Consider the following 22,080-nt stretch of genomic DNA (forward strand, 5'->3'; position numbering starts at 1 on the left):
AGTGCTCCGGTGACCTCATTGAGCATGGACAGCGCGAGCGCGCACACAGTGATCGTCGGCGCGGGTCTGGCCGGTGTGCAGACCGGTGTCGCCCTGCGCGAGCAGAAGTGGCTGGGCGCGATCACCGTGATCGGTGCCGAGCCCCATGTGCCGTACGACCGCCCGCCGTTGTCCAAGGCGGTGCTGACGGGACGGGCGGAGAACGCCGAGTTCGACGTGGACTTCGACGCGCTCGGCATCGAGCTGCGGCTGGGCGTCACCGTCACCGGCCTGCGAGTGCGGGACCGCGCCGTTCTGACGGACGCCGGTGAGCTCCGCTACGACCGCCTCGTGCTCGCCACCGGTGCCGAGCCGCTGACACTGCCCGGCAGCACCGACGTTCCCGGCGTCGGCCTGCTGCGCACTCTGGACGACGCCCGCCGGCTGCGCCCGGTGTTGGAGTCCGGCGAACCGGTGGTGGTGGTCGGCGCCGGCTGGATCGGTGCGGAGTTCACCACGGCCGCACGCGAGGCGGGCTGCCCGGTGACAGTGGTGGAGGCCGCCGACCGACCGCTGGCCGGCACGATGCCCGCCGAGGTCGCGGCCCCGATGGCCGCCTGGTACGCCGAAGCCGGCGCCGAGTTGCGCACCGGGGTGGCGGTGCGCGCCGTGCACGAGGACCCGGCCGCCAAGGTCGAGCTCGCGGACGGCACCGTGCTGCCGGCGAGCGCGGTGGTCGTCGGCATCGGCGCCCGCCCCGCGACGGACTGGCTGCGCGGTTGCGGCGTGGACCTCGCATCGGACGGCTCGGTACGCGTCGACCAGCAGCTGCGCACCTCCGTGCCCGGGGTGTACGCGGTGGGCGACTGCGCGTCGTTCCCCTCCGCCCGTTACGGGGAGCGCCTGCTGATCCACCACTGGGACAACGCGCTCCAGGGCCCGAGGGCCGTCGCGGCCGGGATCGCCGGCGGCGACGGCGGACAGGCGGTGCCGCTCGGCGGCACGGTCTACGACCCGGTGCCCTACTTCTGGTCCGAGCAGTTCGGCCGCTTCGTGCAGTACGTGGGCCATCACCGCGACGGCGACGAGCTGCTGTGGCGCGGGGAGCCGGGCGGGCATTCCTGGTCCGTGTGCTGGCTGCGCGAGGGGCGGCTCAATGCCCTGCTCGCCGTCGGCAGACCGCGCGACCTGGCTCAGGGACGCAAGCTCGTCGAGCGGGGAGCCGGGCTCGATCGCGAACTGGCCGCCGATCCCGCGGTCCCGCTGAAGAAGGCCGCCGTGGCCCCGCCGGGTGCGTAGCCGCCCCGTGGCCCGGGGCCCGTGCGTGCCGCTTGGGTTCAAGGGGCCGTGCCGTGCGCCGGACCGCGCCGTGTGTCGGACCGTGCCGTGTGTCGGACCGTGCCGTGTGCGCAGGGACCGGGCCGGATCGGTGGGCGGTGCGGTGTGCGCCGGACCGCGGTGGCGGTGCCGTACGCACCGGCCCGGTGCCCGCCGGGAAGCCGCTGCGGGCCGTATCGGGGACCGGGGGCGTGTGAATGTCCGTGGCTGATGGCAGTCTTGGAGCGTGACCGAGATTGACGTGAAAACAGATGCCCTCGTTCCGGCCTGGCTCAACGTGCCCGAGATCGCCGAGCTGCTCGAGGTCCAGGTGACCCGGGTGCGACAGCTGATCAACGAGGGCCAGTTGCTGGCCGTTCGCCGCGGCGAGAACAGGGTGCTGATGGTGCCCGAGACGTTCTTCGGCGAAGGCCGCATCGTGAAGGGCCTGGCCGGCACCCTGACCCTGCTGCGGGACGACGGCTTCAGCGACGAGGAGATGCTGGAGTGGCTGTTCACCGCCGACGACACCCTCCCCGGCACGCCCGCCGACGCCCTGCGCGAGAACCGCGGCACCGAGGTGAAGCGCCGAGCCCAGGCCCTCGCCGTCTGACCGGCGTCCGGCCGGGTCCGCGCGCGTGAGCGCTCCCGGCCGCAGCGCCGTACGACCGGGCGTCCCGGTCGGTTCCACATCCGTTCCCGGCGTACGGGCCGCGCAGGTGCGCGGTCCGTACGCCCCGCAGGGGAGGCCCCATGTCCGCGCCCGAGTCGAGCGCGCCCGCAGCCGAGGCGAGCGGGAGGTCCACGCCGATTCCGCCGCCGGGTTCGGTGCCGAGCGCGCGTACGGCGCCCACCGCCCGGGAGCGTCTCGCGGGCGCGCGCCTCTATCTGTGCAGCGACGCCCGCCGGGAGCGCGGCGACCTCCCCGAGTTCCTGGACGAGGTCCTCGCGAACGGAGTGGACATCGTCCAGCTGCGGGACAAGGGGATGGAGGCGGCCGAGGAGCTGGAGCACCTCGTGGTCTTCGCCGAGGCCGCACGCCGCCACGGCGCACTGCTCGCGGTCAACGACCGTGCCGACGTGGCGCATGCCGCCGGTGCGGACGTGCTCCACCTCGGGCAGGGCGATCTGCCCGTGCCCGCTGCCCGCGCGATTCTCGGACCGACACCCGAGGACGTGCTGATCGGACGTTCCACCCATGCGCGGGCGGAAGTGGAGGCAGCATTCACCGACCCCGGCGTCGACTACTTCTGCACCGGCCCGTGCTGGCCCACCCCCACCAAGCCCGGCCGCCCGGCGCCGGGGCTCGACCTGGTGCGTCACGCGGCGGGCAGAGCGCGGGAGCTCGGCAGCGACCGTCCGTTCTTCGCCATCGGAGGTGTCGACGAGGCGCGTCTCGAAGAGGTGTGGGAAGCGGGCGCCCGGCGAGTGGTCGTGGTGCGTGCCCTGACGGAGGCGGCCGACCCCGGGGCGGCGGCCGGGCGGTTGCGCGCACGGCTCGCGGAGGCCTGACCCCGCTCTCGCGGCCGGCGGGGCGCCGGAGCCGCGCGTACCCGCCGAGGGCGGACCCCGCCGGCCCGCGAGGTCGCTGCCGTGCCTTCCGAGAAGGGGCCGAAAACCGTGGCAGGTACGTGTCCATGTCCTGGACCTGGCTACTGCCGTGACCTGCCCGAGCGTTAGCCTTCCGCACATGGCCCTTGGAATCGCGTCCACCCGCACGGACCGCGCGCGCACCATCCGCGAGCTGCTGAACTCCGGGAAGAAGTCCTTCTCCTTCGAGTTCATGGCGCCTCGTACGGAGAAGGGCGAGCGGACCCTGTGGAACGCGATCCGCCGCATCGAGGCGGTCCGCCCCACCTTCGTCTCGGTGACGTACGGCGCCGGCGGGTCCTCGCGCGAGGGCACCGTACGGGCGACGGAGCGCATTGCCACCGACACGACCCTCACCCCGGTCGCCCACCTCACCGCCGTGAACCACTCCAAGGCGGAGCTGCGCAACGTCATCGGCCAGTACGCCGACGCCGGGATCCGCAACATGCTGGCGCTGCGCGGCGATCCGCCCGGCGACCCGATGGGGGAGTGGATCGCGCACCCCGAGGGCGTCACCTACGCCGCCGAGCTGGTCGAGATGATCAAGGAGGCCGGGGACTTCTGCGTCGGAGTCGCCGCCTACCCGGAGATGCACCCCCGCTCGACCGACTGGGACAGCGACATCCGGCACTTCGTCGACAAGTGCCGCGCGGGCGCCGACTACGCGATCACCCAGATGTTCTTCTCGGCCGACGACTATCTGCGCCTTCGGGACAGAGTCGCCGCCGCCGGTTGTCAGACGCCCATCATTCCGGAGATCATGCCGGTCACGAACGTGCGGCAGATCGAGCGTTTCGCCCAGCTGAGCAACGCCACGTTCCCGCCCGAGCTGGCTGATCGCATCCTCGCGGTCAAGGACGACCCGGCCGCTGTACGCTCAGTGGGGATCGAGTACGCCACGGAGCTCTGCGCGAAGTTGATGGACGAGGACATCCCAGGTCTTCACTTCATCACCCTCAACCACTCCACGGCTACGTTGGAAATCTACGAGAAGCTGGGGCTGCACGAGCGGCTCTGATCTCGGCAGGGGAGGGGCGTACATGGGCTGGACGGTCCTCTACATCGCGTTCGGCTGTGTGGCCCTGTGGCTGCTCGGGGAGGTCCTGCTCCAGTACAAGGCCCGGCTGCGCTGGCGGCTGTTGGCCTTCTGCGGCTTCCTCTGCGTGGTTCTCGGCGTCCTCATGTCCGAGCTGCTGGTGATCCTGGTGGGCACGGCGGCATTCGGGGCCGGACAGCTCTTCGTCACCCTCTCCTTCCGCCGAGGCTTCTCCACCGGCTGGGCGCTGGGCGGCCGGCCGGGCTCCAGCCGCCGACGCCGCGCCGAGGGCGCGGAGGCGGACGACCCGCCGCCCCCGCCCGTGGACAGCGAACCGGTGCTGGAGGTCTCCCAGTTGGAGGAGACCTCGACCTACCAGCCGTTGCCGCTGCCCGACGACACCGGCCAGTACGGCGTGTACGACCGGGAGGAGCCGCCGGCCGCAGCGCCGAGCGGCTTCACCACCTCCGGGTACGACTCCCCGGCCAACCACGACTCCAACGGCTACGACGCCCTGGGCGGTTACGGCTCCTACGGCACCTCGTCCTACGACGCCTCCCCGTACGGCACCTCGTCCTACGACACTTCGCCGTACGGCTCCTCGCCGTACGGCACCCCCGTCTACGGTTCCTCGGACCCCTACGGCTCGTCCGACGGGTACGACTCCCCCGCCGGCTACGGCTCCTCCGACAGCTCCGGTTACGGCACTCCCTACGGGGCGCCGGATCACGGCAGTTCGCAGGGGCCCCCGGTCCACGGCACCCCGCACCCCGACGACAGCTGGGGTGCTCCCGTCCACGGCGGGACGCAGGACCAGACCGGATACAGCAGCCCGCTCTACTCCGCCGCCCCGGGCCAGCCCTACGGCGACGCGTACGGCTACGACGAGCAGCAGTACGCGCCGTACGCGGACCCGTACACGGGCGGCCAGAGCGCTGCCGGCTACGGAGGCTACCCGGGGGCCAACGACCTCTACGACCCGCTGACCGGCAACTACCCGGCCCCCGGCGGCGGTTACCCGGCGGGCACCTACTCCGCCCAGGGCGAGCAGGGCGGGTACGGGGCCGAGGACCGGCGGGCCGAGCCGTACGACCCGTACGCCCAGCAGACGCCGCCCGGCGGGGTGTGGGTGCCCCAGCAGCGCGAGGCCGACCCGCAGCGACCGACGCAGGAGCCGGGCTGCTACGGCTACTACGACCCGCAGCGCCCCTGAGTCACCGGGAAACCGGACCCGCGCACGGCCCGCCGGGTCCCGGGGCCGGGCGGGCACCCGAAGCGGTTTCGGCCTGAAGCGGTTTCGGCCTGAAACCGGGCCGGCCTGAAACCGGGCCGGCCTGAAACCGGGTCGGCCTGAAACCGGGTCGGCCTGAAACCGGGCTGGCCTGAAACCGGGTCGGCCCGAAGCGGCTCCGGACCGGGCGCCTGCGGCACCCGGGCGGTGCCGTCGATGGGGCCGGGCCGGTGGCGGTCAGCGCGAGCCGCGCCAGTCCTCGCCCTCGACGAGCAGTCCGGCCACCAACGTGCCGGACATACCCGCGTGCGCCAGGCCGCCGCCCGGATGGGCCCAGCCGCCCAGCCTCCAACTGCCGCGCACCGTCCCGAGGTTGGGCGCCAGGTCCCGTTCGTCGGCTCCGGCCAGTGCCGGTACGGGCACGGCCCCGCCGGGCACACCCGTACGCTCGGCGCAGTCCGCCGGGGTGCGCGCCTCGTGCCACAGCAGCCGTCGCGTCAGATCCGGTACGGCGCGCTCGGCCGCTGCCAGCAGCGCCGCCTCGGCCGTGTCGTCGGGCGAACTCCCGGCCGGCACCGCGACGTCGACCACCACGGCCTCGTGCGCGGCGTCGGGGACCAGCGTCCGGTCGGCCGGCCGGGAGACGGTGACCACGCCGGTGTCGGAGTGCACATGGGTCCGGTGTACGGCGTCGGCGGGACGGGCGCCGCGCAGTGCGAGCAGGAGGGTGTGACGGGACTGCCCCGGCGCCGCGCCCCCGCGGCCCGCCCCGGCGTCGAGCGCGGCTCCTGCGGCTGCCACCGCTCCTGCCGGGTGTGGCGCCGTACCGGCCGAGAGCCGACCGGTCCCGTCCACCACGTGGTCCGCCGACACCGTGCTGCCGTCGGCCAGTTCGACGCCGGTGGCGCGTCCGTCGGCCACCGTCAGGCCCACCACCTCGGAGTTGAAGCGGAACACCACCTTCCGCTCCAGGCAGCGCCCGTGCACCGCGTCCGCGAGCGCCTGCATCCCGCCGACGACGTACCAGCTGCCGAAGGTCTGCTCCAGGTACGCGAGCACGGACGCGCTCGCCGGTGTCTGCCGCGGGTCGAGCCCCCAACTGCGGGCGTACGAACCCAGCAGCGCCACCAGGCGCGGATCGCGCAGCTCCGCGCGCGCGACTTCGTCCAGGGTCGGGGTGCGCCGCCTGAGCAGGCCGCGGCGGCCGGCCGGGTACGGGTCGGGGAGGCCGCGCGCCGAGCCGGGCAGGGTGCGCGGCTCCTCGAGCAGCGGCCTGCGGGTGGTGTCCCAGACCGTACGGGCGCGGGAGACGAGATCGGTCCAGCGCTCGCCGCTGCCGGCGCCCAGCGCGGAGTCGAGTGCGTCGATGACGCCGGCGCGGGAGGCGGCGGGCAGTGTCACCTCGGTGCCGTCGGTGAACAGATGCCGGGACGCGGGGTCCACCTGGTGGGCCGTCACGCAGCTCTCGAGCGGTGCTCGGCCCGTCTTGACGAACAAGTCCCGCCAGACGGCGGGCAGTTGGAGCAGGCCCGGCCCGGTGTCGAAGCCGAACCCGTCGCGCTCGTACCGCTCGACCGAGCCGCCGTGGCGGCCGGCGCGCTCGTGGACCTGCACCCGGTGTCCCGCAACGGCCAGCCGAGCCGCCCCCGCCATCGCGCCCATGCCGGCGCCCACGACCACTACATCTGCCATGCCCCGGACTCTAGCCCGCGTCCCCGTCCGCCCGTCCGCCCCGGGCGGCGGAGGCGGGCTGCTGCGGGAGGGCGCGCCCGGCGGTCGCCACGGTGCGGGTACGTGCGCTCGCCACGGGTGGGGGCGTGTACGGTCGCGCGGTGCCTGTCGCGCGCTCCTCGCGCCGGGCCCGACGACGGGCCAGGAATCGGCGGATCCGGCGTACGAGCAGGCAGACGAGCACAATCCCGAGGGCCAGCAGCGTGCCGGCGATCACCGCCGCGGCCACCGGGTGGAAGAGAGCGAAGACCACCAGCGCGGCGACGGCCAGGTCCTCCACGAAGCTCATCGCGATATTGCTGACGGGCTCGGGCGAGGTGTTGACCGCCATCCTGGTACCGGCCTTGACCAGATGGCTGAGCAGTGCGGTACCGCCGCCGATCGCTCCCGCCGCGAGCTGGGAGAGCGAACCGTCCTCGCCGGCCAGCAGCGCCGCGATCACCCCGCCCGACACCGGGCGCACCACGGTGTGCAGCACGTCCCAGAAGGTGTCGACGTAGGGGATCTTGTCAGCGACCGCCTGGATGACGAACAGCACACCGGCGGCCACCAGCACATCGGGGCGCTGCAGCGTCTGCGGCACCTCCTCCGAGCCCGCGCCGGCAGCGCCGAGGAGACCCAGCAGGAGGACCACGGCGTAGGCGTTGATACCGCTGGCCCAGCTGCTGGTGAAGATCAGGGGGAGCACCGACACCAGCAGATCGTATCGGGGCGCGGCAGCCCCGCGCCGAGCTCTGGGCGAAGTTGCTCAGCCCTGAGTGCGCGTACCCAGCAAGGGAGTTGAGTACGAGCGCGGATGGGATCGTGCGCCGGGGGACGGCAGAGTGTGGGACACCGGAGGGCGCACGGGAACGGCCGACACGGGGTGGCCGAGACCGAGGCGTGCACCTCCGGGGCCGGCGGACCACCGGCAACGGGGGAATGAAGGGGAATCACAGGGGAACGAGCGGCCGGCTCGGCACACGCCGGGGCCGGTCGCTCACCCGTGTCCGCCCGGCGACCGGCCCGGGTACGGGTCACCGGGCCGTCCCAGAGCACGGGCACGTCCGCGGCCCACGCGCCGCACACGTGCCCACGCGCCGCACACGTGCGTACGCGCCGCACACGTGCCCACGCGCCGCACACGTGCCCACGCGCCGCACGTCCCGCCCGTGCGCACGCTGTGTTCCCGCGTACGGCGGAGGCGGCCGGACGGCGGCGATCCCGCGGGGCCGCGTCAGTCGTCGGCCGGGCCGCCGAGCCTGCCGCTGCCGCTGCCGCCGACCCGGCCCTGGAGCAGCAGCGAGAGCGCGCCGTGCACATCCCCCAGCGAACGCTCCGACTGGAACGCCTTCCAGTCCAGCGCCGCCACCAGCACCATCCCGACCAGTGCCGCGGAGGTCAGCTGGATGTCGATCTCCTCGCTGAACTCCCCCTCCTGGACGCCGAGTCGCAGCACATCCTCCACCACGGCCACCGCTTGTCCCCGGACCACCATCAGCGTCTTCTGCCACGCCCGGTTGGGACGCCACAGCTCTGCGACGTAGAGCTGGCTGAACGCCGGATAGTGGTCGATGAACCGCAGGCCAGCCTTGATCATCGCGTCCAGCGAGTCGACCCGGCCGCCACCCCGCGCGCTCTCCTGCGCCGCCGCGTCCCTCAGCTCGGTGGTGAGCAACTCCACGCCGTGACGCAGCAGTTCCTCGAAGAGGTCCGCCTTGCTGGCGAAGTTGTAGTAGACGGTGCCCTTGGCGACGCCGGCCCGCTCGGCGATCTCCTCGACCGTCGTGGAGGAGAAGCCCTGTTCGGCGATGAGCGTCACCGCCGCCTCGTACAGCTTCTGGCGCGTCGCGCTCGTACGAGGGCCGCGCGTCGTCCCGCCGCCGCTGCCGTTCTTCATCCGGGGAGCCTTCTCCACACCGCAGTCTCCTCACTGCGGCGACCCCGCCGCAGTCTCCGCGCCGCACCCGCGACGTCGTACTCCGTGCCACGGCGCACTCCGCGCCGCGGCCCCGCTGTCGCGGTCCGCGCTCCTGCCGCCTCCTCGCCGCTGCCGGCCGGGGCTCACAGCGTGAGCTCCGGGTGCAGCCGTTTCATCGTCCACACGGCACCGCGCCGGGCGGTGAACGCGGTCAGTGCCAGCGCACCCGCGGTGAAGCCCAGCAATACCCCACACGCCTGCCACACCGGCGTCATTGCGCCACCGGTGATGAGCACCCGCAGTCCGTCCACGACGTAGGTCATGGGCAGGTACGGGTGGATGGCGTTGAAGAAGTCCGGGCTGGTCTGCACCGGGTAGGTGCCGCCCGCGGAGGTGAGCTGGAGCATCAGCGCCACCAGTACCACGATGCGCCCCGCCGGCCCGAACCGCGCGTTCATCCACTGGACGATCGCGCTGAAGCAGGCGGTGGTCAGCAGCAGGAAGCCCACAGTGCCCGCCGGGCGTTCCATCTGGAGTCCCAGCCCCCAGTGGAGCACGGAGATCAGCGTCACCACCTGGGCGAGGCCAAGGCCCACCACCGGCAGCCAACCGGCCAGCGCGGTGCGCCAGGAGGGCGCGCCGGCTGCGAGCGCGCGCCGGTTGAGGGCGGGCAGCAGCATGTAGCAGATCATCGCCGCCACCCACAGGGCGAGCGGGATGAAGTACGGCGCGAAACCGGTGCCGTAGTTGGGCGCCTGGTGGGCGGCCCGGCTCTGCAGGTCCACCGGGTCGGCCATGATCGAGCTGCGCTCGGCGCGTTCGTCGTCGCCGTAGTCCGGGATACGGGCCTTGCCGTCGTCGAGCCCCTTGGCCAGCTTCTGCGAACCGTCCGCGAGCTTGAAGAGTCCGCCGTCCAGCTGCTTCACTCCCGCGCTCAACTCGCTCAGACCGCTGTCCAGCTGAGAGGACCCGCTCTTCGCGGTGCCGAGGCCGGTGTGCAGCCGGCCCGCTCCGGCGTTGACCTTCCGGGCGCCGGCGTCGAGTGCGTTCACCTGCTTGACGGCGGTGTCGAGGTCCTTGCCGAGGTGTGGTGCGCGCTGCTGCACCTGTCGGGCGGTGCGCTCGACCTTGACCAGGTCCTTGCGGAGTTCGTCCAGGTCCTCGTACTCCTGGACGCGGTCGTTCAGGCCCTCCGCGGCGTCGGCGGCTCGGCGGGTGAGCTGCACGTGCTTCTCGAGCTCGGAGCAGTCGACCGCCGCCGGCTCGGCCGAACTCTCCTCGCCGCAGAGCCGGTTGTGCAGCTTCTCGGCGCCGTTCGCCGCGCCGCGGGCCAGTTTCTCCGCGCGCTCGGCGTCCTCGGGGAGCTTGCCGACGTGCTTCTGCGCGGCCTTCGCCCCCTTGGCCACCCTGCCCGCCAGCTTGGCGATGTCCTCACCCGCCTCGGGCGAGGTCAGCGGCTCGACGGCCTTGGCGAGTCCGTTCACCTTCGCGGCCAGCTTCTTCGTGCCGCCGGCGACCTGCTTCGTACCGCTGTGCAGCGTGGCCGCGCCCTTGTGCAGCTTGGTGACGCCCGAGTGCAGTTCGCCGCTGCCCTTCTGTGCCCTGCCCGCTCCGGCGAGCAGCTCCTTCGTTCCGTCCTTGGCGTCGCCGACCCCCTTGTTGATCCGGCCGGCTCCGTCGGCGGCTTCGCCGGTGCGCTCGTGCAGGGTGGAGAAGGAGACGAAGATGCGGTTGAAGAAACCGTCCGAGGCCTTGGACGAGGCTGAGGCGCGCACCTCGGAGAAGACGGTCCGGGAGATCTGGCCGACGATGTAGTTGTTGGCGTCGTTGGTGCGGACTCTGAGGGCGCCGGTCTCCGGGTTCTCCCCGGAGCTGGAGGCGAGTTTGGCGCTGAAGTCGGCGGGGATCGTCAGCGAGAGGTAGTAACTGCCGTCCTCCACGCCTTTCTCGGCCTCCTCGGCGCCGACCTCCTGCCAGTCGAAGGTGTCGCTGTCGTGCAGCCCGGAGACGATGTCCTCGCCCGCCTGGATCCGCTGCCGCTTTCCGTCGTCGCTCTCGGCGTGCGCGCCCCTGTCGTCGTTGACCAGCGCCACCGGTATCCGGTCCATGCTGCCCAACGGGTCCCAGAACGACCACAGGTAGAGCGCCCCGTACAGCAGCGGGATGAGCAGCATCGCCGCCACCGCCGCCCGGGGCATCCGGCCCCTTCCGAACCGCTTGAGCTCAAGCGCGGCCAGTCTCGGCGAACGCATCCCCGGGGCCCTCCTTCGAAGTCGCGGTCTGCTGCGGGGAGTCGGTGGCGTGCTGCGCGGTCGGCTCTTCGGTCGTGCCGGCCTCGTCGGCGTCCGCTGCCGGGCCGGGCCGCTCCGTCGCGCTCGGGTCGGGGACGCCGTCGCCCCCGGTGCCGGGGGCCGGGTCGTGCGCCTGCGCGGCGTCGATCCGCAGCACGGCCGCGTCCTCCGGTGCCTGGGTGCACGAGGCCAGTACGGTGACGCCGGCCGCGGCGACGGCGCGCAACAGCCCCCACATCTCCAGCCGTTCGGCGTCCGAGAGCTTGAGACCGACATCGTCGACGGCGATCAGCCGCGGCTCGTCCAGCAGCGCGAGGGCGACGCCCAGTCGCAGCTCCTGCGTCCGCTCCAGCTGCCGCACGGTGGTGCGCGGCCCCTTGGGCAGCTCTTCGAGAGAGAGGCCGGCGAGCTCCAGCGCGTGGTCGAGACGTTCCCGGCGGGCGGCCGTGCGCTCACGCCGCCAGCCGCGGAAGTACGGGCGCAGCAGGGAGCGTTCGCGCAGATGCTCGGCGACGGTGAGAGCGGGCTCCGGGTCGTTGACGTCCGGTACGGGCCCGAGCGCGGTGATCTCGCGCACCGCGGCCATCCGCTTCGGCAGCGGCAGACCGTCCACCTCGACCCGGCCCGCAGTGGTCCGCATCCGACCGGTCAGCGCCAGCAGCAGACAGGTGCGCCCCGACCCCGACGGCCCCTGGACCGCCACCAACTCGCCGGCTTCCGCGCACAGTTCGACGTCCCGGAAGACCGTGCCCCGCGGCCCGTCCATTCCGAGGCCCTCGGCGGTGACTGCCGCCCCCCGCATATGCTCTCCTTTTTTGAACTGACTGGTCAGTTCAAAGACTAGCAGTCGCCTCGGAGCACCGGTCCCACCCCTCGTTGTCAGTGGGGGGAGTCACCATGGGCGTGGGGTCTTCCCGCGCGCTCTCGCGGAGCACGAGAAGCCTCCGAGGCACTCGGCGGTGACTGCCGCCCCCCGCATATGCTCTCCTTTTTTGAACTGACTGGTCAGTTCAAAAAAGGAGAGCATATGCGGGGGGCGGCAGTCACCGCCGAGGGCCTCGGAATGGACGGGCCGCGGGGCACGGTCTTCCGGGACGTCGAACTGTGCGCGGAAGCCGGCGAGTTGGGAGAGGGCAGCCGTCGAGACGGCCGGCGGGTGGGTGTCCGGCGCCGGACACCCACCCGCCGGCCGTCTCGACGGCTGCCCTCTCCCAACTCGCCCAGGCGCACCGGGCGCTGGCCGAAGCCGCTGTCCTCCGGACGCCCCACGAGCGCTACGTCGCCGCGCACCGAGCCGCACTCCACGCCGCCGCCGCGGTCCTGGCGGCGCGCGGCCGGCCGGAGGCCTCCGAGCGGGCCCGCCGCCGTATACGCAGCGCCTGGGACATACTCCGCGAGGCAGCCCCCGAACTCGCTGAGTGGAGCGCGTACTTCGCCTCCGGTGCGAGCCGGCGGGCGCTCGCCGAGGCGGGTGTCCACGGCTCGGTGAGCGGTGCGCACGCGGACGAGCTGCTGCGCACCGCCCAGGAGTTCCGCCTGCTGGTGGAGCGGACCCTGATCATCGACTCGGGGCTGCCCCACCGGCGCGGGCCCACCCGTCCGGGCCGGGGAGGCCCGGCAGGAGGGCGGCGTCCGTCGGCGTCCGGGGGGAGGCAATAGGCTGGGCCCGATCAGCCACTTCAGTCGCCGAGGAGCACCGCCATGACCCGCCCCCGCGCCGCTCTCCGTACCGCCGTGGTCTGGGAGGTGCTCCGGGAAGCGCTCGACCGCAGAGCCTCCCGGGCCGGACGGGCCTCGCTCGAAGTCCTCGACGCGGGCGGGGGCTCCGGGCACTTCGCCGTGCCGCTGGCGGGCCTCGGCCACCGGGTCACAGTCGTCGACCCGAGCCCCAACGCGCTGTTCGCGCTGGAGCGCCGGGCCGCCGAGGAGGGCGTGGCCGAGCGGGTGCAGGGCGTGCAGGGAGACGCGCACGGACTGCTGGACGTTGCGGAGCGCGGCGGCTACGACGCGGTGCTGTGTCACGGAGTGCTGGAGTACGTGGACGATCCCGCGGAATCCGTGCGCAACGCGGTCGCCGCGCTGCGGCCCGAGGGCGGCACCCTCAGTGTGCTCGCCGCCGGGCTGGGCGGCGCCGTGTTCGCCAGGGCGCTCGCCGGCCACTTCACCGAAGCCCGGCACGCGCTGGAGGACCCGGACGGCCGCTGGGGCGTCGCGGACCCGATGCCGCGCCGGTTCTCCCCGGAGCACCTGAGCGAGCTTCTCGTCGAGACCGGGCTGGAGGTCGGTGTCATCCAGGGCGTTCGGATCTTCGGCGATCTGGTGCCGGGTGCGCTGGTGGACTCCGAGCCGCAGGCGGTCGAAGCGCTCGCCCAACTGGAGGCGGCGGCGGCCGAGCTGCCCGCCTTTCGCTCGGTCGCGGGCCAGTTGCACGTGCTGGCGGAACTGCGCTAGTCGTGCGCCGCGGTACGTGCACGGAGCGGGCCCGGGCGCCTTCTCGAGGGCTGCCGGCGCGGGTGGCCACCCGGTTGCGAGTGCCAGTTCACCGTGGGTGCGGCGGCCCCCCTCGCGGCCCTTTCGGAGATCCGGCAAGATTGACCTGACAGCCCTCGGCCGTGGGTGCCCGCTTCCGCGCCCGGCGCCGTATGATCGAGGCAGACCGTCGGGCATGACGGGCGGGTAGTAGGGGAATGAACTGGCCACTGCTGTGTCAGCCACGACCGACCTCACGGAAGGGACTGGCGTACAGGGGCGGGTTTCACGGGGGCGATTCCCTGCCTATCCTTGAAGGGTCGCATCCGGTCGCCCCCCGCGACCGACGAGTAGGAGGACTCCGTGCCGCTCTCTGAGCACGAGCAGCGCATGCTCGAGCAGATGGAGCGAGCGCTGTACGCCGAAGATCCCAAGTTCGCGACAGCGCTCGAGGGAAGCGAGCTGCGCGCGCCGACCCGCAAGCGGGTCTACCAGGCGGTTGCGGGCTTTCTGGTGGGCGTTGCGCTCCTGATGTCCGGAATGGTCGCGCAGATCATCTGGGTCAGCGTCCTCGGCTTCCTCGTGATGCTCGGATGCACCGTCCTGGCCGTCACCGGCTGGCGGAAAGGCCCGAAGACCGACGACGCCAAAGCCGAAGGCGGTGGTGAGGCCGGCCCTGCGAGGGGCGGAGCCTCCTCCCGACGGCAGCCCAAACAGCGCAAATCGATGATGAACAAGATCGAGCAGCGCTGGCAGCGGCGTCGCGACGAGCGCCAGTAGCCGACGCCACGGCGCTCCGACGGCACCACACAGGACCAGATTCGAAAGCGGTGGGTCGCTCTCCCGGGAGAGCGACCCACCGCTTTTGTGCGCGGGGCCGCGAGGCGCCGCGAGCGCGTAGGCAGCAGACGGCTCCGGGACCGCAGAACCGTGGTCCGCGAACCCGGCTCGCGCAGGCCCGCCCCGCCCCGGCACGCATCCAGGCTCCCGGCGCCCCGCGGAACCGGCAGGTGCGGGCCCGGCGTTCGCGGAACCGGTGTACGCGGGACCTGACGTGCGCAGCCGGTGCTCGCCCGCCCGGTGCCTGCCGGCACGGAGCCCAGGGGCCCCGTAAGCCCTGAGCCCGTAAGCCCTGAGCCAGCGAGTACGGCCGCCGGAGCCGGTGAGGGAGGAGAGGCGGCGACGCTCGGCCGTGGAACGGGCCACGGGCGCTGCCACCCGCGCGTGGCCGTGAAGGGGTGTACGCCGGGTGGCCACCGCGGCCCCGACCGACGGATCGGCCGGGGCCGCGGATCAGGCCCGGCGCCTGCGCACCGAACGCACTGCCGCGCCTGCCCTCACCACTCTGGCCCGCGCCTGCTCCGCCGCGAACGCCCAGCGGCGGCGCACGGCCCAGCCCACCCGTACGGCCGAACGCGGAGCGAGCAGTGCCCGCAGCCCGGTCCGCCGGTCCGCGACGGACCGCAGACCCGCACGCACCGTGTGCACATCGGCGGCCGGATCGCCGTCGGCACCGCTGCTTCGCGCGGGGCTCGGGGCGTACAGCACCCGCTCCACCGCGTCCGCGACCCGGTGCGCGGCTGCTGCGGAATCGGCGTCGAGCCGGCCCTCGGTGATCAGGCGGCGCACGGCCTTGCGGGGGGTGGCGGAATCGTCGGGCGCGATGCCGAAGTCCCAGCCGGTGTCCAGAAGTTCCCGCCAGGCGGCCAGCACCGCATCCGCGGAACCGGCTGCCGGACCGCCGGACGCGGCGAGCCGTCTGCCGCGCGCCCGGATGCGCCACAGCGCAGGCAGCAGCGGCAGCGTCAGCACGGCCAGCGCCGCGACGGTGATCAGCGCGGCGCGCTGCCACGGGAAGCCCCCGTCGCCGGGCGGCGGACCGACGGCGTCCAGCTCACCGCACTCGCCGGCCTGCCGGCGCTCCGCCGTGCACTCCTCCTCCTCGGTGGGCTCCGGACCGGGGCCGGTGGTCTCCTCCGGCCCGGTCTCCTCGTCCTCCGGGACGGAGGGGTCGGGCAGATCGGGCTGTGCGTAACCGGGGGTGTTGCCGCGCGACGGTGTGGGCTCGAACCGGGTCCAGCCGACGCCCTCGAAGTACAGCTCGGGCCAGGCGTGCGCGTCCTGCAACCCCACCTCGGTACGGCCGCCGGACGCCGGGGTGCCCGGCGTGAAACCGACCGCCACCCGCGCCGGGATGTCCAGGGTCCTGGCCATGGCGGCCATCGAGAAGGCGAAGTGGATGCAGAACCCCTCGCGCTGGTCCAGGAAGCGGGTGATCGCCGCGCTGCCGCTGCCGGCACGCACCTCGGTGTTGTAGGTGAAACCGCCCTCGCGGGCGAACCACTCCTGGAGCGCGAGCGCCCGCTCGTAGTCGCTGTCCGAGCCCTGGACGACGTTGCGCGCGATGCTCTCCACCTCGCGGGGCAGCGAGCCCGGCACGTCGGTGTACTCGCGGCGAATCTCCTCGCGGGCCGGTGGTGCGTTCTTCAACTGCTCGGCGGTGGGCCGGACCTGGAGACTGACCACCTGGTAGTTCGCGCCCTGGGTCGTCTGCCCGCGGTCGCCGACCAGAGTGCGCCCCTCGGGCTCGAACCGCCAGCGGCCGTCGACGTCCACCCGCTGGGCCGGGTACGGCATCGGCAGCCAGCTCTGCTTGTACCAGTCCGCCGCCTCGATGAGAGTCGTCGTGCGCTGCACGTCCACGTCGGGGGACATCCCCGGTACGTCGGGCAGCGGGTCGGGCACGGAGGTGATGCGGCGCTCCGACGGCTTCCACGCGGTCCCGTCGAACTGGTCGAGGGAGACGATGCGCAGGTACATGTCCTCGTTGCTCTGCGCGTTCGTCCGGTAGGTGAGGACGGTGCGGTTCTCCGGCTGGTTGAGGCTGTCCTGGAGCGCCACCAGCGGGTTGACCGCGGACACCGTCCCGTCGGAGGAGCTGCCCGATCCGCGCCCGGCCGGGTCGAGCACCCCGCTGCCCAGCGAGGGGAGCAGCGCGGGCACGAGCAGGGCGAGACCCAGCGTCGCGACCCCGATCCGCCGTCCGGTGCGCACCGGCGCGGACACCGGGGGCTCGGACCGCTGCCCGAAGCCGCGCTGCATCGCGGCGCCGCTGAACACCCGGCCCCACTGGGAGATCCGGTCCCGCCCCTCGGCGAGCAGCAGGAGCAGATAGCCGGTCGCGGCGACCAGGAACCACAGCCAGCTGACCTCCCCCTGCCCGAGGCCCGCGGCCACCGAGTAGAGCGCCAGCAGCGGCAGACCGGCGGGCGCGGCGCTGCGGAAGGTCACCGCGATGACGTCCACGAGCAGACCGATCGCCAGCGCTCCACCGACCAGCATCAACTGGATGCCGTCCGTCAGCGGCGCGGGGATGGTGAACCTGGTGACGTCCTCGCTGCCCTGGCCGACCAACAGGCCCAACTGCTCGACGCTCGCCGGAGTCGGCAGCACACCGCCCAGCGCGCTCTCCTGCGCGAAGACCAGCGTCAGCAGCACGAACGAGACGAGCAGCTGTGCGGTGATCGTCACCGGCCTGGCCAACGGAACGCGGCGGGCGGCCATGCCCACCGCGCTCTGCACCGCGAGCAGCGCGGCGGCCTGGAAGAGCCAGCTCGCCGCCGAGACCAGCGGCAGCAGCGCACACGCGCAGGCGACCGAGGCCCACCAGGCCGCCAGCGTCAACCGAGCTCCGCCGCTCATGCGTTCCCGCCTTCCGCCGCACCGCTGCCCGCGGCTGCCCGGTCCGTCTGCCGCCACAGCTCGGCGAACGGGTCGCCCGCGTCGCAGAGCACCACCGTCCAGCCGCTCTCCCGCAGCGCCCGTGCCCGCGCCTCGTCCTCCGCCCGGGTGGCGCGCCCCCGCACCAGGAACGCGACCGCGCCGCCGGCCCGGGCCCGCGTCCGTGCGGTCTGCGCCGCGTCCTCTTCGTCCATCGCGCCCAGGAAGGCGATCAGCAGGCCGTCCCCGCGCAGTGATTCCCCCATACGGGCGAGGCTCGGCTCGGCGGAGTGCTCCACGACCGCGAGCGAGTCCAACAGCAGCCCGGCCGTCTCCGAGGAGTCGCCCATCAGGCCGCCGGTGTCCACGCCGGAGCCCTCGAAGTCCGTCAACAGCCGTACGCCGTAGCCGCGTTCGATCAGGTGCATCACGGTCGAGGCCGCCGCCGAGACCGCCCACTCGAAGGGAGAGTCGGGCCCGGAGCCGGCCCAGGCCTCGTCCCTGGTGTCCAACAGCACGGTGCACCGCGCCTGTTGGGGCTGCTCCTCGCGGCGGACCATCAGCTCGCCGTACCGGGCCGTCGAGCGCCAGTGAACCCGGCGCAGGTCGTCGCCGTGGCGGTACTCGCGCGGGATCACGTCGTCGTCCCCGGCGAGTGCCAGCGAACGCTGACGGCTGTCGCCGTAACCACCGGCCTCGCCGGCCAGCCGGACCGGAGGCAGCGGCTCCGTGCGCGGCACCACGGTGAGAGTGTCATGTGCGCTGAACGAACGAGTGAGCTCGACCATTCCGAACGGATCGGTCAGCCGCAGCTGGAGCGGCCCGAGCGCGTACCGCCCGCGCAGGTCCGAACGGACCCGATAGGACACCTCGCGCCGGCCGCCGGCCTCCACCCGGTCGAGGACGAAGCGCGGCCGCGGGCCGAGCACGTACGGCACCCGGTCCTGGAGCATCAGCAGACCGGTGGGCAGCCGCGAGATGTTCTCCACCCGCAGATGCACCCGTGCCTCGCTGCGCGCCGGTACCCGCGTCGGCTGCAGGAGCCGGGAGCCGGCGACCCGGTACCGGGTGCGGTGCAGCACCACCACGCAGACCAGCGGCAGCACCGCCAGCATCATGCCCACCCGCAGCAGGTCGCCCTGCCCGAGGACGTAGGCGCACGCGGTCGCCGCCAGGCCGGCGGCCAGGAAGGAACGGCCCCGGGTCGTCAGCCCGCTCAACGAGGTGCGCAGCGAGCCGCGCTGCTCCTGGTCGCCGCTCCCGGTGTCCATCAGTGGCCCCGCGGTGCCGGCCGCCCGTAGGGCCCCCACTGCTGGGCGTCGGGCACCGGGGTGCGTTGCAGTATCTCCACCACCAACTGCTCGGTGGTACGGCGGTTCAGCTGGGCCTGCGCGGTCGGCAGCAGCCGGTGCGCGAGGACCGGCACGGCCAGGTTCTGGACATCGTCGGGGAGCGCGTAGTCGCGGCCGGCCAGCGCGGCCGACGCCTTGGCGGCGCGCAGCAGTTGGAGCGTCGCCCGCGGTGAGGCTCCGAGTCGCAGCTCGGGGTGGTTGCGGGTGGCTCCGACCAGGTCTACGGCGTAGCGGCGCACCGTCTCGGCGACGTGGACCTCACGCACCGCGTCGATGAGCTTGCCGATGTCGTGCGCGTGCGCCACCGGTTGGAGGTCGTCCAGCGGCGAGACGCCGCCGTGCACGTCGAGCATCTCCAGCTCGGCCTCGACGCTGGGGTAGCCGATGGAGACCCGGGCCATGAACCGGTCGCGCTGGGCCTCGGGGAGCGGGTAGGTGCCCTCCATCTCCACCGGGTTCTGGGTGGCGACGACCATGAAGGGGTCGGGCAGTTCGTAGGTGTGGCCGTCGATGGTGACCTGGCGCTCCTCCATCGACTCCAGCATCGCCGACTGCGTCTTGGGGGAGGCGCGGTTGATCTCGTCCCCGATGACGATCTGCGCGAAGATCGCCCCGGGTTTGAACTCGAACTCCTTGCGCTCCTGGTCGTACACGCTCACCCCGGTGACGTCAGAGGGCAGCAGGTCCGGCGTGAACTGGATGCGCCGGACCGAGCAGTCGATGGAGCGGGCGAGTGCCTTCGCGAGCATCGTCTTGCCCACCCCGGGGACGTCCTCGATCAGCAGGTGCCCCTCGGCGAGCAGCACCGTCAGCGACAGCCGGACGGCCTCGGGCTTGCCCTCGATGACCCGCTCGACGGACTTGCGCACCCGATCCGCGGTGTCCGTCAGGTCACTGAGGCTCGCACGCTCTTCATAGGTCGTCACCCGGCCCTCCTCGGCCCAACTCCAGTAGCCGGGCCGGAGGTCACTTGGGCCGGCCCGTCCCGAAACTCCCGGCTCAGCTCCTGCGGAACCAACCGGTTGACGGTTCATTCTTCATGGAGACCGCCCGTCGCGTCACCGCTCCTGGCCGTTCTCCGGGTCGATCTCGCGCAACAGGCCCGTCCGCACGTCGAAGACGAAACCGCGTACATCATCAGTGTGCGGGAGGAACGGAGAGGTCCGTACCTTCTGGATGGACTGTCGTACGTCCTGGTCGAGGTCCTTGAACGCCTCCACCGCCCAGGCCGGCCGCTGCCCGACCTCGAGCTCCAGCTCGTGCCGGAAGTCCTCGGTCAGGTCCAGGAGGCCGCAGCCGGTGTGGTGGATCAGCACGATCGACCGGGTGCCCAGGGCCCGCTGGCTGATCGTCAGGGAGCGGATCACGTCGTCGGTGACCACTCCGCCCGCGTTGCGGATGGTGTGGCAGTCGCCCAGGCGCAGGCCCAGGGCGGCGTGGAGGTCGAGGCGGGCGTCCATGCAGGCGACGACGGCGACGTTCAGCACGGGCTGGGCATCCATGCCCGGATCGGTGAACTTCGCCGCGTAGCGGGAGTTGGCGGCGGTGAGTTGATCGGTCACCGGCTGCTGGTCACGAGAGGTCGGCATGGCGAAACCGTATCGGGGCACGACCGCCCCGGTGCGTCGCGAAGCGGTGCGGACCGGGGCACAGCAGGCATTCCTGCCCCGTGTGACCTAGTGCACACGGGGTTCGCGCGGATACGTCCGAATGCGGGAGCGCGCGGGGGAGCGCGCGTGTCCGCACCGGCGCCGCCCCGTCCTGCGCCGCCACCGGCCCCAGTTCCGCGCGGTGCGCCGCCCCGTGCCGCCTCTGCCTGCGCCGGTCCCAACTCCCGCAAAACCGCTGGAGGAACGGGAAGGGACGCGCCCCTCCGGTTGGTTGACCACGCGACCGGGTGGACTAAGGTGACGCCCAGTGGGAGACGCGAGCGCAGATGCCGGCCGGACATCCCGGTAGACGACGCCCCACCGGCTGTGCGGTTCGCACATACGGCTCGGCCTCCTCCCGCTCCGGCGGCCCGACGCCACTTCCCCGGCGCCAGGAAGCCACTTCCCCTTCAGAGCGGGCGGGGACCGAGCTGTATGTGCAGCAGCCCGCGCCGGATTTGAGAGGGCGCATGAGCAGCGGCGAAGAGCGACACGTCCCCGTAATGCTCCGGCGGTGTCTGGACCTCCTGGAGCCCGCGCTGACACGTCCGGGCGCGGTGGTGGTCGACTGCACCCTCGGGCTCGGCGGGCACAGCCAGGCACTGCTCGAAGCCCATCCGCAGGCGCGGCTGATCGGCCTGGACCGCGACCCGGACGCGTTGAAGCTCGCCGGTGAGCGCCTCGCCCCGTACGGCGATCGCGTCACCCTCGTGCACGCGGTCTACGACGAACTCCCCGACGTACTGCGTCGACTGGGCGTCCCCGGGGCGGACGGCATTCTCTTCGACCTCGGCGTCTCCTCGATGCAGCTCGACGAGGCCGGACGCGGCTTCGCCTACGCGCAGGACGCCCCGCTGGACATGCGGATGGACCAGAGCACCGGCATTTCGGCGGCGGAGGTCCTCAACACGTACGCCCCGGGCGAACTGGTGCGCATTCTGCGCGCGTACGGCGAGGAGAAGCAGGCCAAGCGGATCGTCGAAGCGGTCGTGCGGGAGCGGGCGCGGGAGCCCTTCACCCACAGTGCCCGGCTGGTCGAGCTGATCCGCGCGGCGCTGCCGCAGGCCGTCAAGCGCACCGGCGGCAACCCGGCCAAGCGCACCTTCCAGGCGCTTCGCATCGAGGTCAACGGCGAACTCCGGGCTCTGGAACGGGCGATCCCCGCCGCCGTCTCCTCCCTCGCGCTGCACGGGCGCATCGCCGTGCTCTCCTACCACTCGCTCGAGGACCGGCTGGTGAAGCAGGTCCTCGCGGCGGGGGCGGCCTCCACCGCGCCGCCCGGCCTGCCCGTCGTGCCCGAGCGCTACCAGCCCCGGCTGCGGCTGCTGACCCGCGGCTCGGAGCTGCCGTCCGAGGAGGAGATCGAGACCAACCGCCGCGCGGCTCCCGCCCGGCTGCGCGGTGCCGAACGCGTACGGGAGGAAGCGCAGCCATGAGCCCCCGGCCCAGACAGCCCGCCCGCCTCGCAGCCCTCACCCGGCTGGCCGCCAACGGCCCCGGCGCGGCGCGTACGCCCTTCGTCCTGCTGATCGTGGTGCTGCTCGGCTCGGGACTGCTCGGGCTGCTGCTGCTCAACGCCTCCCTGAACCAGGGGTCGTTCGAACTCAGCAAGCTCAAGAAGCAGTCCAAGCTGCTGAGCGACGAGCGGCAGGAGCTCCAGGGCCAGGTCGACGGCTTCTCGGCGCCCGACGCGCTGGACAAGCGCGCCAGGGAGCTGGGCCTGGTGCCCGGCGGCGTGCCGGCCTTCCTGAAGTCCGACGGCGGTGTCGTCGGCGTCCCCGAACCAGCCCGCCCAGACTCCGGGAGGTGACGCGG

17 protein-coding genes and 2 pseudogenes are annotated in these 22,080 nt (G+C 72.9%); 10 read left to right on the top strand and 9 right to left on the bottom strand.

The genetic code is table 11. From position 1 onward, the window contains the following. Window positions 1-24: 24 nt before the first annotated feature. The 5 genes and pseudogenes from JGS22_RS18385 to JGS22_RS27435 form a co-directional block, all read left to right on the top strand. On the top strand, window positions 25-1,278 hold the full coding sequence (locus JGS22_RS18385; RefSeq protein WP_211041554.1) for an NAD(P)/FAD-dependent oxidoreductase: 1,254 nt from the start codon (window positions 25-27) through the stop codon (window positions 1,276-1,278). Window positions 1,279-1,543: 265 nt separating this feature from the next. Further along, window positions 1,544-1,909, top strand: a complete 366-nt coding sequence (locus JGS22_RS18390; RefSeq protein WP_211041546.1) for an Rv2175c family DNA-binding protein — start codon at window positions 1,544-1,546, stop codon at window positions 1,907-1,909. 140 nt (window positions 1,910-2,049) lie between these two features. After that, window positions 2,050-2,808, top strand: coding sequence for a thiamine phosphate synthase (thiE, locus tag JGS22_RS18395; protein WP_211041547.1), 759 nt, complete (start codon window positions 2,050-2,052; stop codon window positions 2,806-2,808). Window positions 2,809-2,986: 178 nt separating this feature from the next. Continuing rightward, complete coding sequence (gene metF / locus JGS22_RS18400; protein WP_211041548.1) at window positions 2,987-3,904, top strand: methylenetetrahydrofolate reductase [NAD(P)H]; 918 nt, start codon at window positions 2,987-2,989, stop codon at window positions 3,902-3,904. 22 nt (window positions 3,905-3,926) lie between these two features. Continuing rightward, window positions 3,927-4,742: pseudogene (locus JGS22_RS27435) on the top strand (hypothetical protein); the annotation flags it as partial. Window positions 4,743-5,390: 648 nt separating this feature from the next. On the opposite strand, the gene JGS22_RS18410 reads toward JGS22_RS27435, so the two are convergent. From JGS22_RS18410 to JGS22_RS18430, 5 genes and pseudogenes are all read right to left on the bottom strand, one after another. Further along, window positions 5,391-6,845: a phytoene desaturase family protein gene (locus JGS22_RS18410; RefSeq protein ID WP_211041549.1), complete on the bottom strand. Its 1,455-nt coding sequence runs from the start codon at window positions 6,843-6,845 to the stop codon at window positions 5,391-5,393. A 118-nt stretch (window positions 6,846-6,963) separates the two neighbouring features. Continuing rightward, a pseudogene (locus JGS22_RS18415) lies at window positions 6,964-7,578 on the bottom strand (DUF4126 domain-containing protein); the annotation flags it as partial. A gap of 522 nt (window positions 7,579-8,100) precedes the next feature. Continuing rightward, complete coding sequence (locus tag JGS22_RS18420) at window positions 8,101-8,763, bottom strand: TetR/AcrR family transcriptional regulator (RefSeq protein WP_211041555.1); 663 nt, start codon at window positions 8,761-8,763, stop codon at window positions 8,101-8,103. 164 nt (window positions 8,764-8,927) lie between these two features. Then, the gene (locus tag JGS22_RS18425; protein WP_211041551.1) at window positions 8,928-11,036 is read right to left on the bottom strand and encodes a YhgE/Pip family protein; all 2,109 of its coding nucleotides are present in this window, start codon (window positions 11,034-11,036) and stop codon (window positions 8,928-8,930) included. Continuing rightward, a complete protein-coding gene (locus JGS22_RS18430) occupies window positions 11,008-11,877 on the bottom strand; it encodes an ATP-binding cassette domain-containing protein (RefSeq protein ID WP_211041552.1) in 870 nt (289 codons plus the stop codon). Before JGS22_RS18430 ends, JGS22_RS18425 begins: the two co-directional genes overlap by 29 nt. 302 nt (window positions 11,878-12,179) lie before the next feature. Between JGS22_RS18430 and JGS22_RS18435 the strand changes: the two genes are divergently transcribed. The 3 genes from JGS22_RS18435 (at window position 12,180) to JGS22_RS18445 (ending at window position 14,324) form a co-directional block, all read left to right on the top strand. Further along, window positions 12,180-12,734, top strand: coding sequence for an SAV_6107 family HEPN domain-containing protein (locus JGS22_RS18435; RefSeq protein WP_216815030.1), 555 nt, complete (start codon window positions 12,180-12,182; stop codon window positions 12,732-12,734). A gap of 42 nt (window positions 12,735-12,776) precedes the next feature. Continuing rightward, a complete protein-coding gene (locus JGS22_RS18440; protein ID WP_211039717.1) occupies window positions 12,777-13,526 on the top strand; it encodes a methyltransferase in 750 nt (249 codons plus the stop codon). A 381-nt stretch (window positions 13,527-13,907) separates the two neighbouring features. Beyond that, window positions 13,908-14,324, top strand: a complete 417-nt coding sequence (locus JGS22_RS18445) for an SCO2097 family morphological protein (protein ID WP_211039718.1) — start codon at window positions 13,908-13,910, stop codon at window positions 14,322-14,324. A gap of 513 nt (window positions 14,325-14,837) precedes the next feature. On the opposite strand, the gene JGS22_RS18450 is transcribed toward JGS22_RS18445, so the two are convergent. From JGS22_RS18450 to JGS22_RS18465, 4 genes are all read right to left on the bottom strand, one after another. Beyond that, window positions 14,838-17,246, bottom strand: a complete 2,409-nt coding sequence (locus tag JGS22_RS18450) for a transglutaminase TgpA family protein (protein WP_211039719.1) — start codon at window positions 17,244-17,246, stop codon at window positions 14,838-14,840. Beyond that, complete coding sequence (locus JGS22_RS18455) at window positions 17,243-18,535, bottom strand: DUF58 domain-containing protein (protein ID WP_211039720.1); 1,293 nt, start codon at window positions 18,533-18,535, stop codon at window positions 17,243-17,245. Before JGS22_RS18455 ends, JGS22_RS18450 begins: the two co-directional genes overlap by 4 nt. Beyond that, on the bottom strand, window positions 18,535-19,542 hold the full coding sequence (locus JGS22_RS18460; protein WP_211039721.1) for an AAA family ATPase: 1,008 nt from the start codon (window positions 19,540-19,542) through the stop codon (window positions 18,535-18,537). The genes JGS22_RS18455 and JGS22_RS18460 overlap by 1 nt, the downstream gene beginning before the upstream one ends. A gap of 132 nt (window positions 19,543-19,674) precedes the next feature. After that, entirely contained in the window at window positions 19,675-20,205 is a 531-nt protein-coding gene (locus JGS22_RS18465) for a beta-class carbonic anhydrase (RefSeq protein WP_211039722.1), read from the bottom strand. Between the two features lie 530 nt (window positions 20,206-20,735). Between JGS22_RS18465 and rsmH the strand changes: the two genes are divergently transcribed. Next, window positions 20,736-21,701 (top strand): 16S rRNA (cytosine(1402)-N(4))-methyltransferase RsmH, encoded by a 966-nt coding sequence (gene rsmH / locus JGS22_RS18470; protein WP_211039723.1) that lies wholly within the window; start codon window positions 20,736-20,738, stop codon window positions 21,699-21,701. Then, window positions 21,698-22,075, top strand: a complete 378-nt coding sequence (ftsL, locus tag JGS22_RS18475; protein ID WP_236073203.1) for a cell division protein FtsL — start codon at window positions 21,698-21,700, stop codon at window positions 22,073-22,075. Before rsmH ends, ftsL begins: the two co-directional genes overlap by 4 nt. Window positions 22,076-22,080: the final 5 nt, after the last annotated feature.

The organism is Streptomyces tardus (assembly GCF_018101125.2).
Classification (GTDB): domain Bacteria; phylum Actinomycetota; class Actinomycetes; order Streptomycetales; family Streptomycetaceae; genus Streptomyces; species Streptomyces tardus.

What these genes read in the sequence shown, in the direction of transcription:
- JGS22_RS18385 (WP_211041554.1), top strand. Translation starts at nt 25, where the DNA reads ATGGACAGCGCGAGCGCGCACACAGTGATCGTCGGCGCGGGTCTGGCC.
- thiE (WP_211041547.1), top strand. Translation starts at nt 2,050, where the DNA reads ATGTCCGCGCCCGAGTCGAGCGCGCCCGCAGCCGAGGCGAGCGGGAGG.
- metF (WP_211041548.1), top strand. Translation starts at nt 2,987, where the DNA reads ATGGCCCTTGGAATCGCGTCCACCCGCACGGACCGCGCGCGCACCATC.
- JGS22_RS18410 (WP_211041549.1), bottom strand. Translation starts at nt 6,845, where the DNA reads ATGGCAGATGTAGTGGTCGTGGGCGCCGGCATGGGCGCGATGGCGGGG.
- JGS22_RS18420 (WP_211041555.1), bottom strand. Translation starts at nt 8,763, where the DNA reads ATGAAGAACGGCAGCGGCGGCGGGACGACGCGCGGCCCTCGTACGAGC.
- JGS22_RS18425 (WP_211041551.1), bottom strand. Translation starts at nt 11,036, where the DNA reads ATGCGTTCGCCGAGACTGGCCGCGCTTGAGCTCAAGCGGTTCGGAAGG.
- JGS22_RS18430 (WP_211041552.1), bottom strand. Translation starts at nt 11,877, where the DNA reads ATGCGGGGGGCGGCAGTCACCGCCGAGGGCCTCGGAATGGACGGGCCG.
- JGS22_RS18440 (WP_211039717.1), top strand. Translation starts at nt 12,777, where the DNA reads ATGACCCGCCCCCGCGCCGCTCTCCGTACCGCCGTGGTCTGGGAGGTG.
- JGS22_RS18450 (WP_211039719.1), bottom strand. Translation starts at nt 17,246, where the DNA reads ATGAGCGGCGGAGCTCGGTTGACGCTGGCGGCCTGGTGGGCCTCGGTC.
- JGS22_RS18455 (WP_211039720.1), bottom strand. Translation starts at nt 18,535, where the DNA reads ATGGACACCGGGAGCGGCGACCAGGAGCAGCGCGGCTCGCTGCGCACC.
- JGS22_RS18465 (WP_211039722.1), bottom strand. Translation starts at nt 20,205, where the DNA reads ATGCCGACCTCTCGTGACCAGCAGCCGGTGACCGATCAACTCACCGCC.
- rsmH (WP_211039723.1), top strand. Translation starts at nt 20,736, where the DNA reads ATGAGCAGCGGCGAAGAGCGACACGTCCCCGTAATGCTCCGGCGGTGT.
- ftsL (WP_236073203.1), top strand. Translation starts at nt 21,698, where the DNA reads ATGAGCCCCCGGCCCAGACAGCCCGCCCGCCTCGCAGCCCTCACCCGG.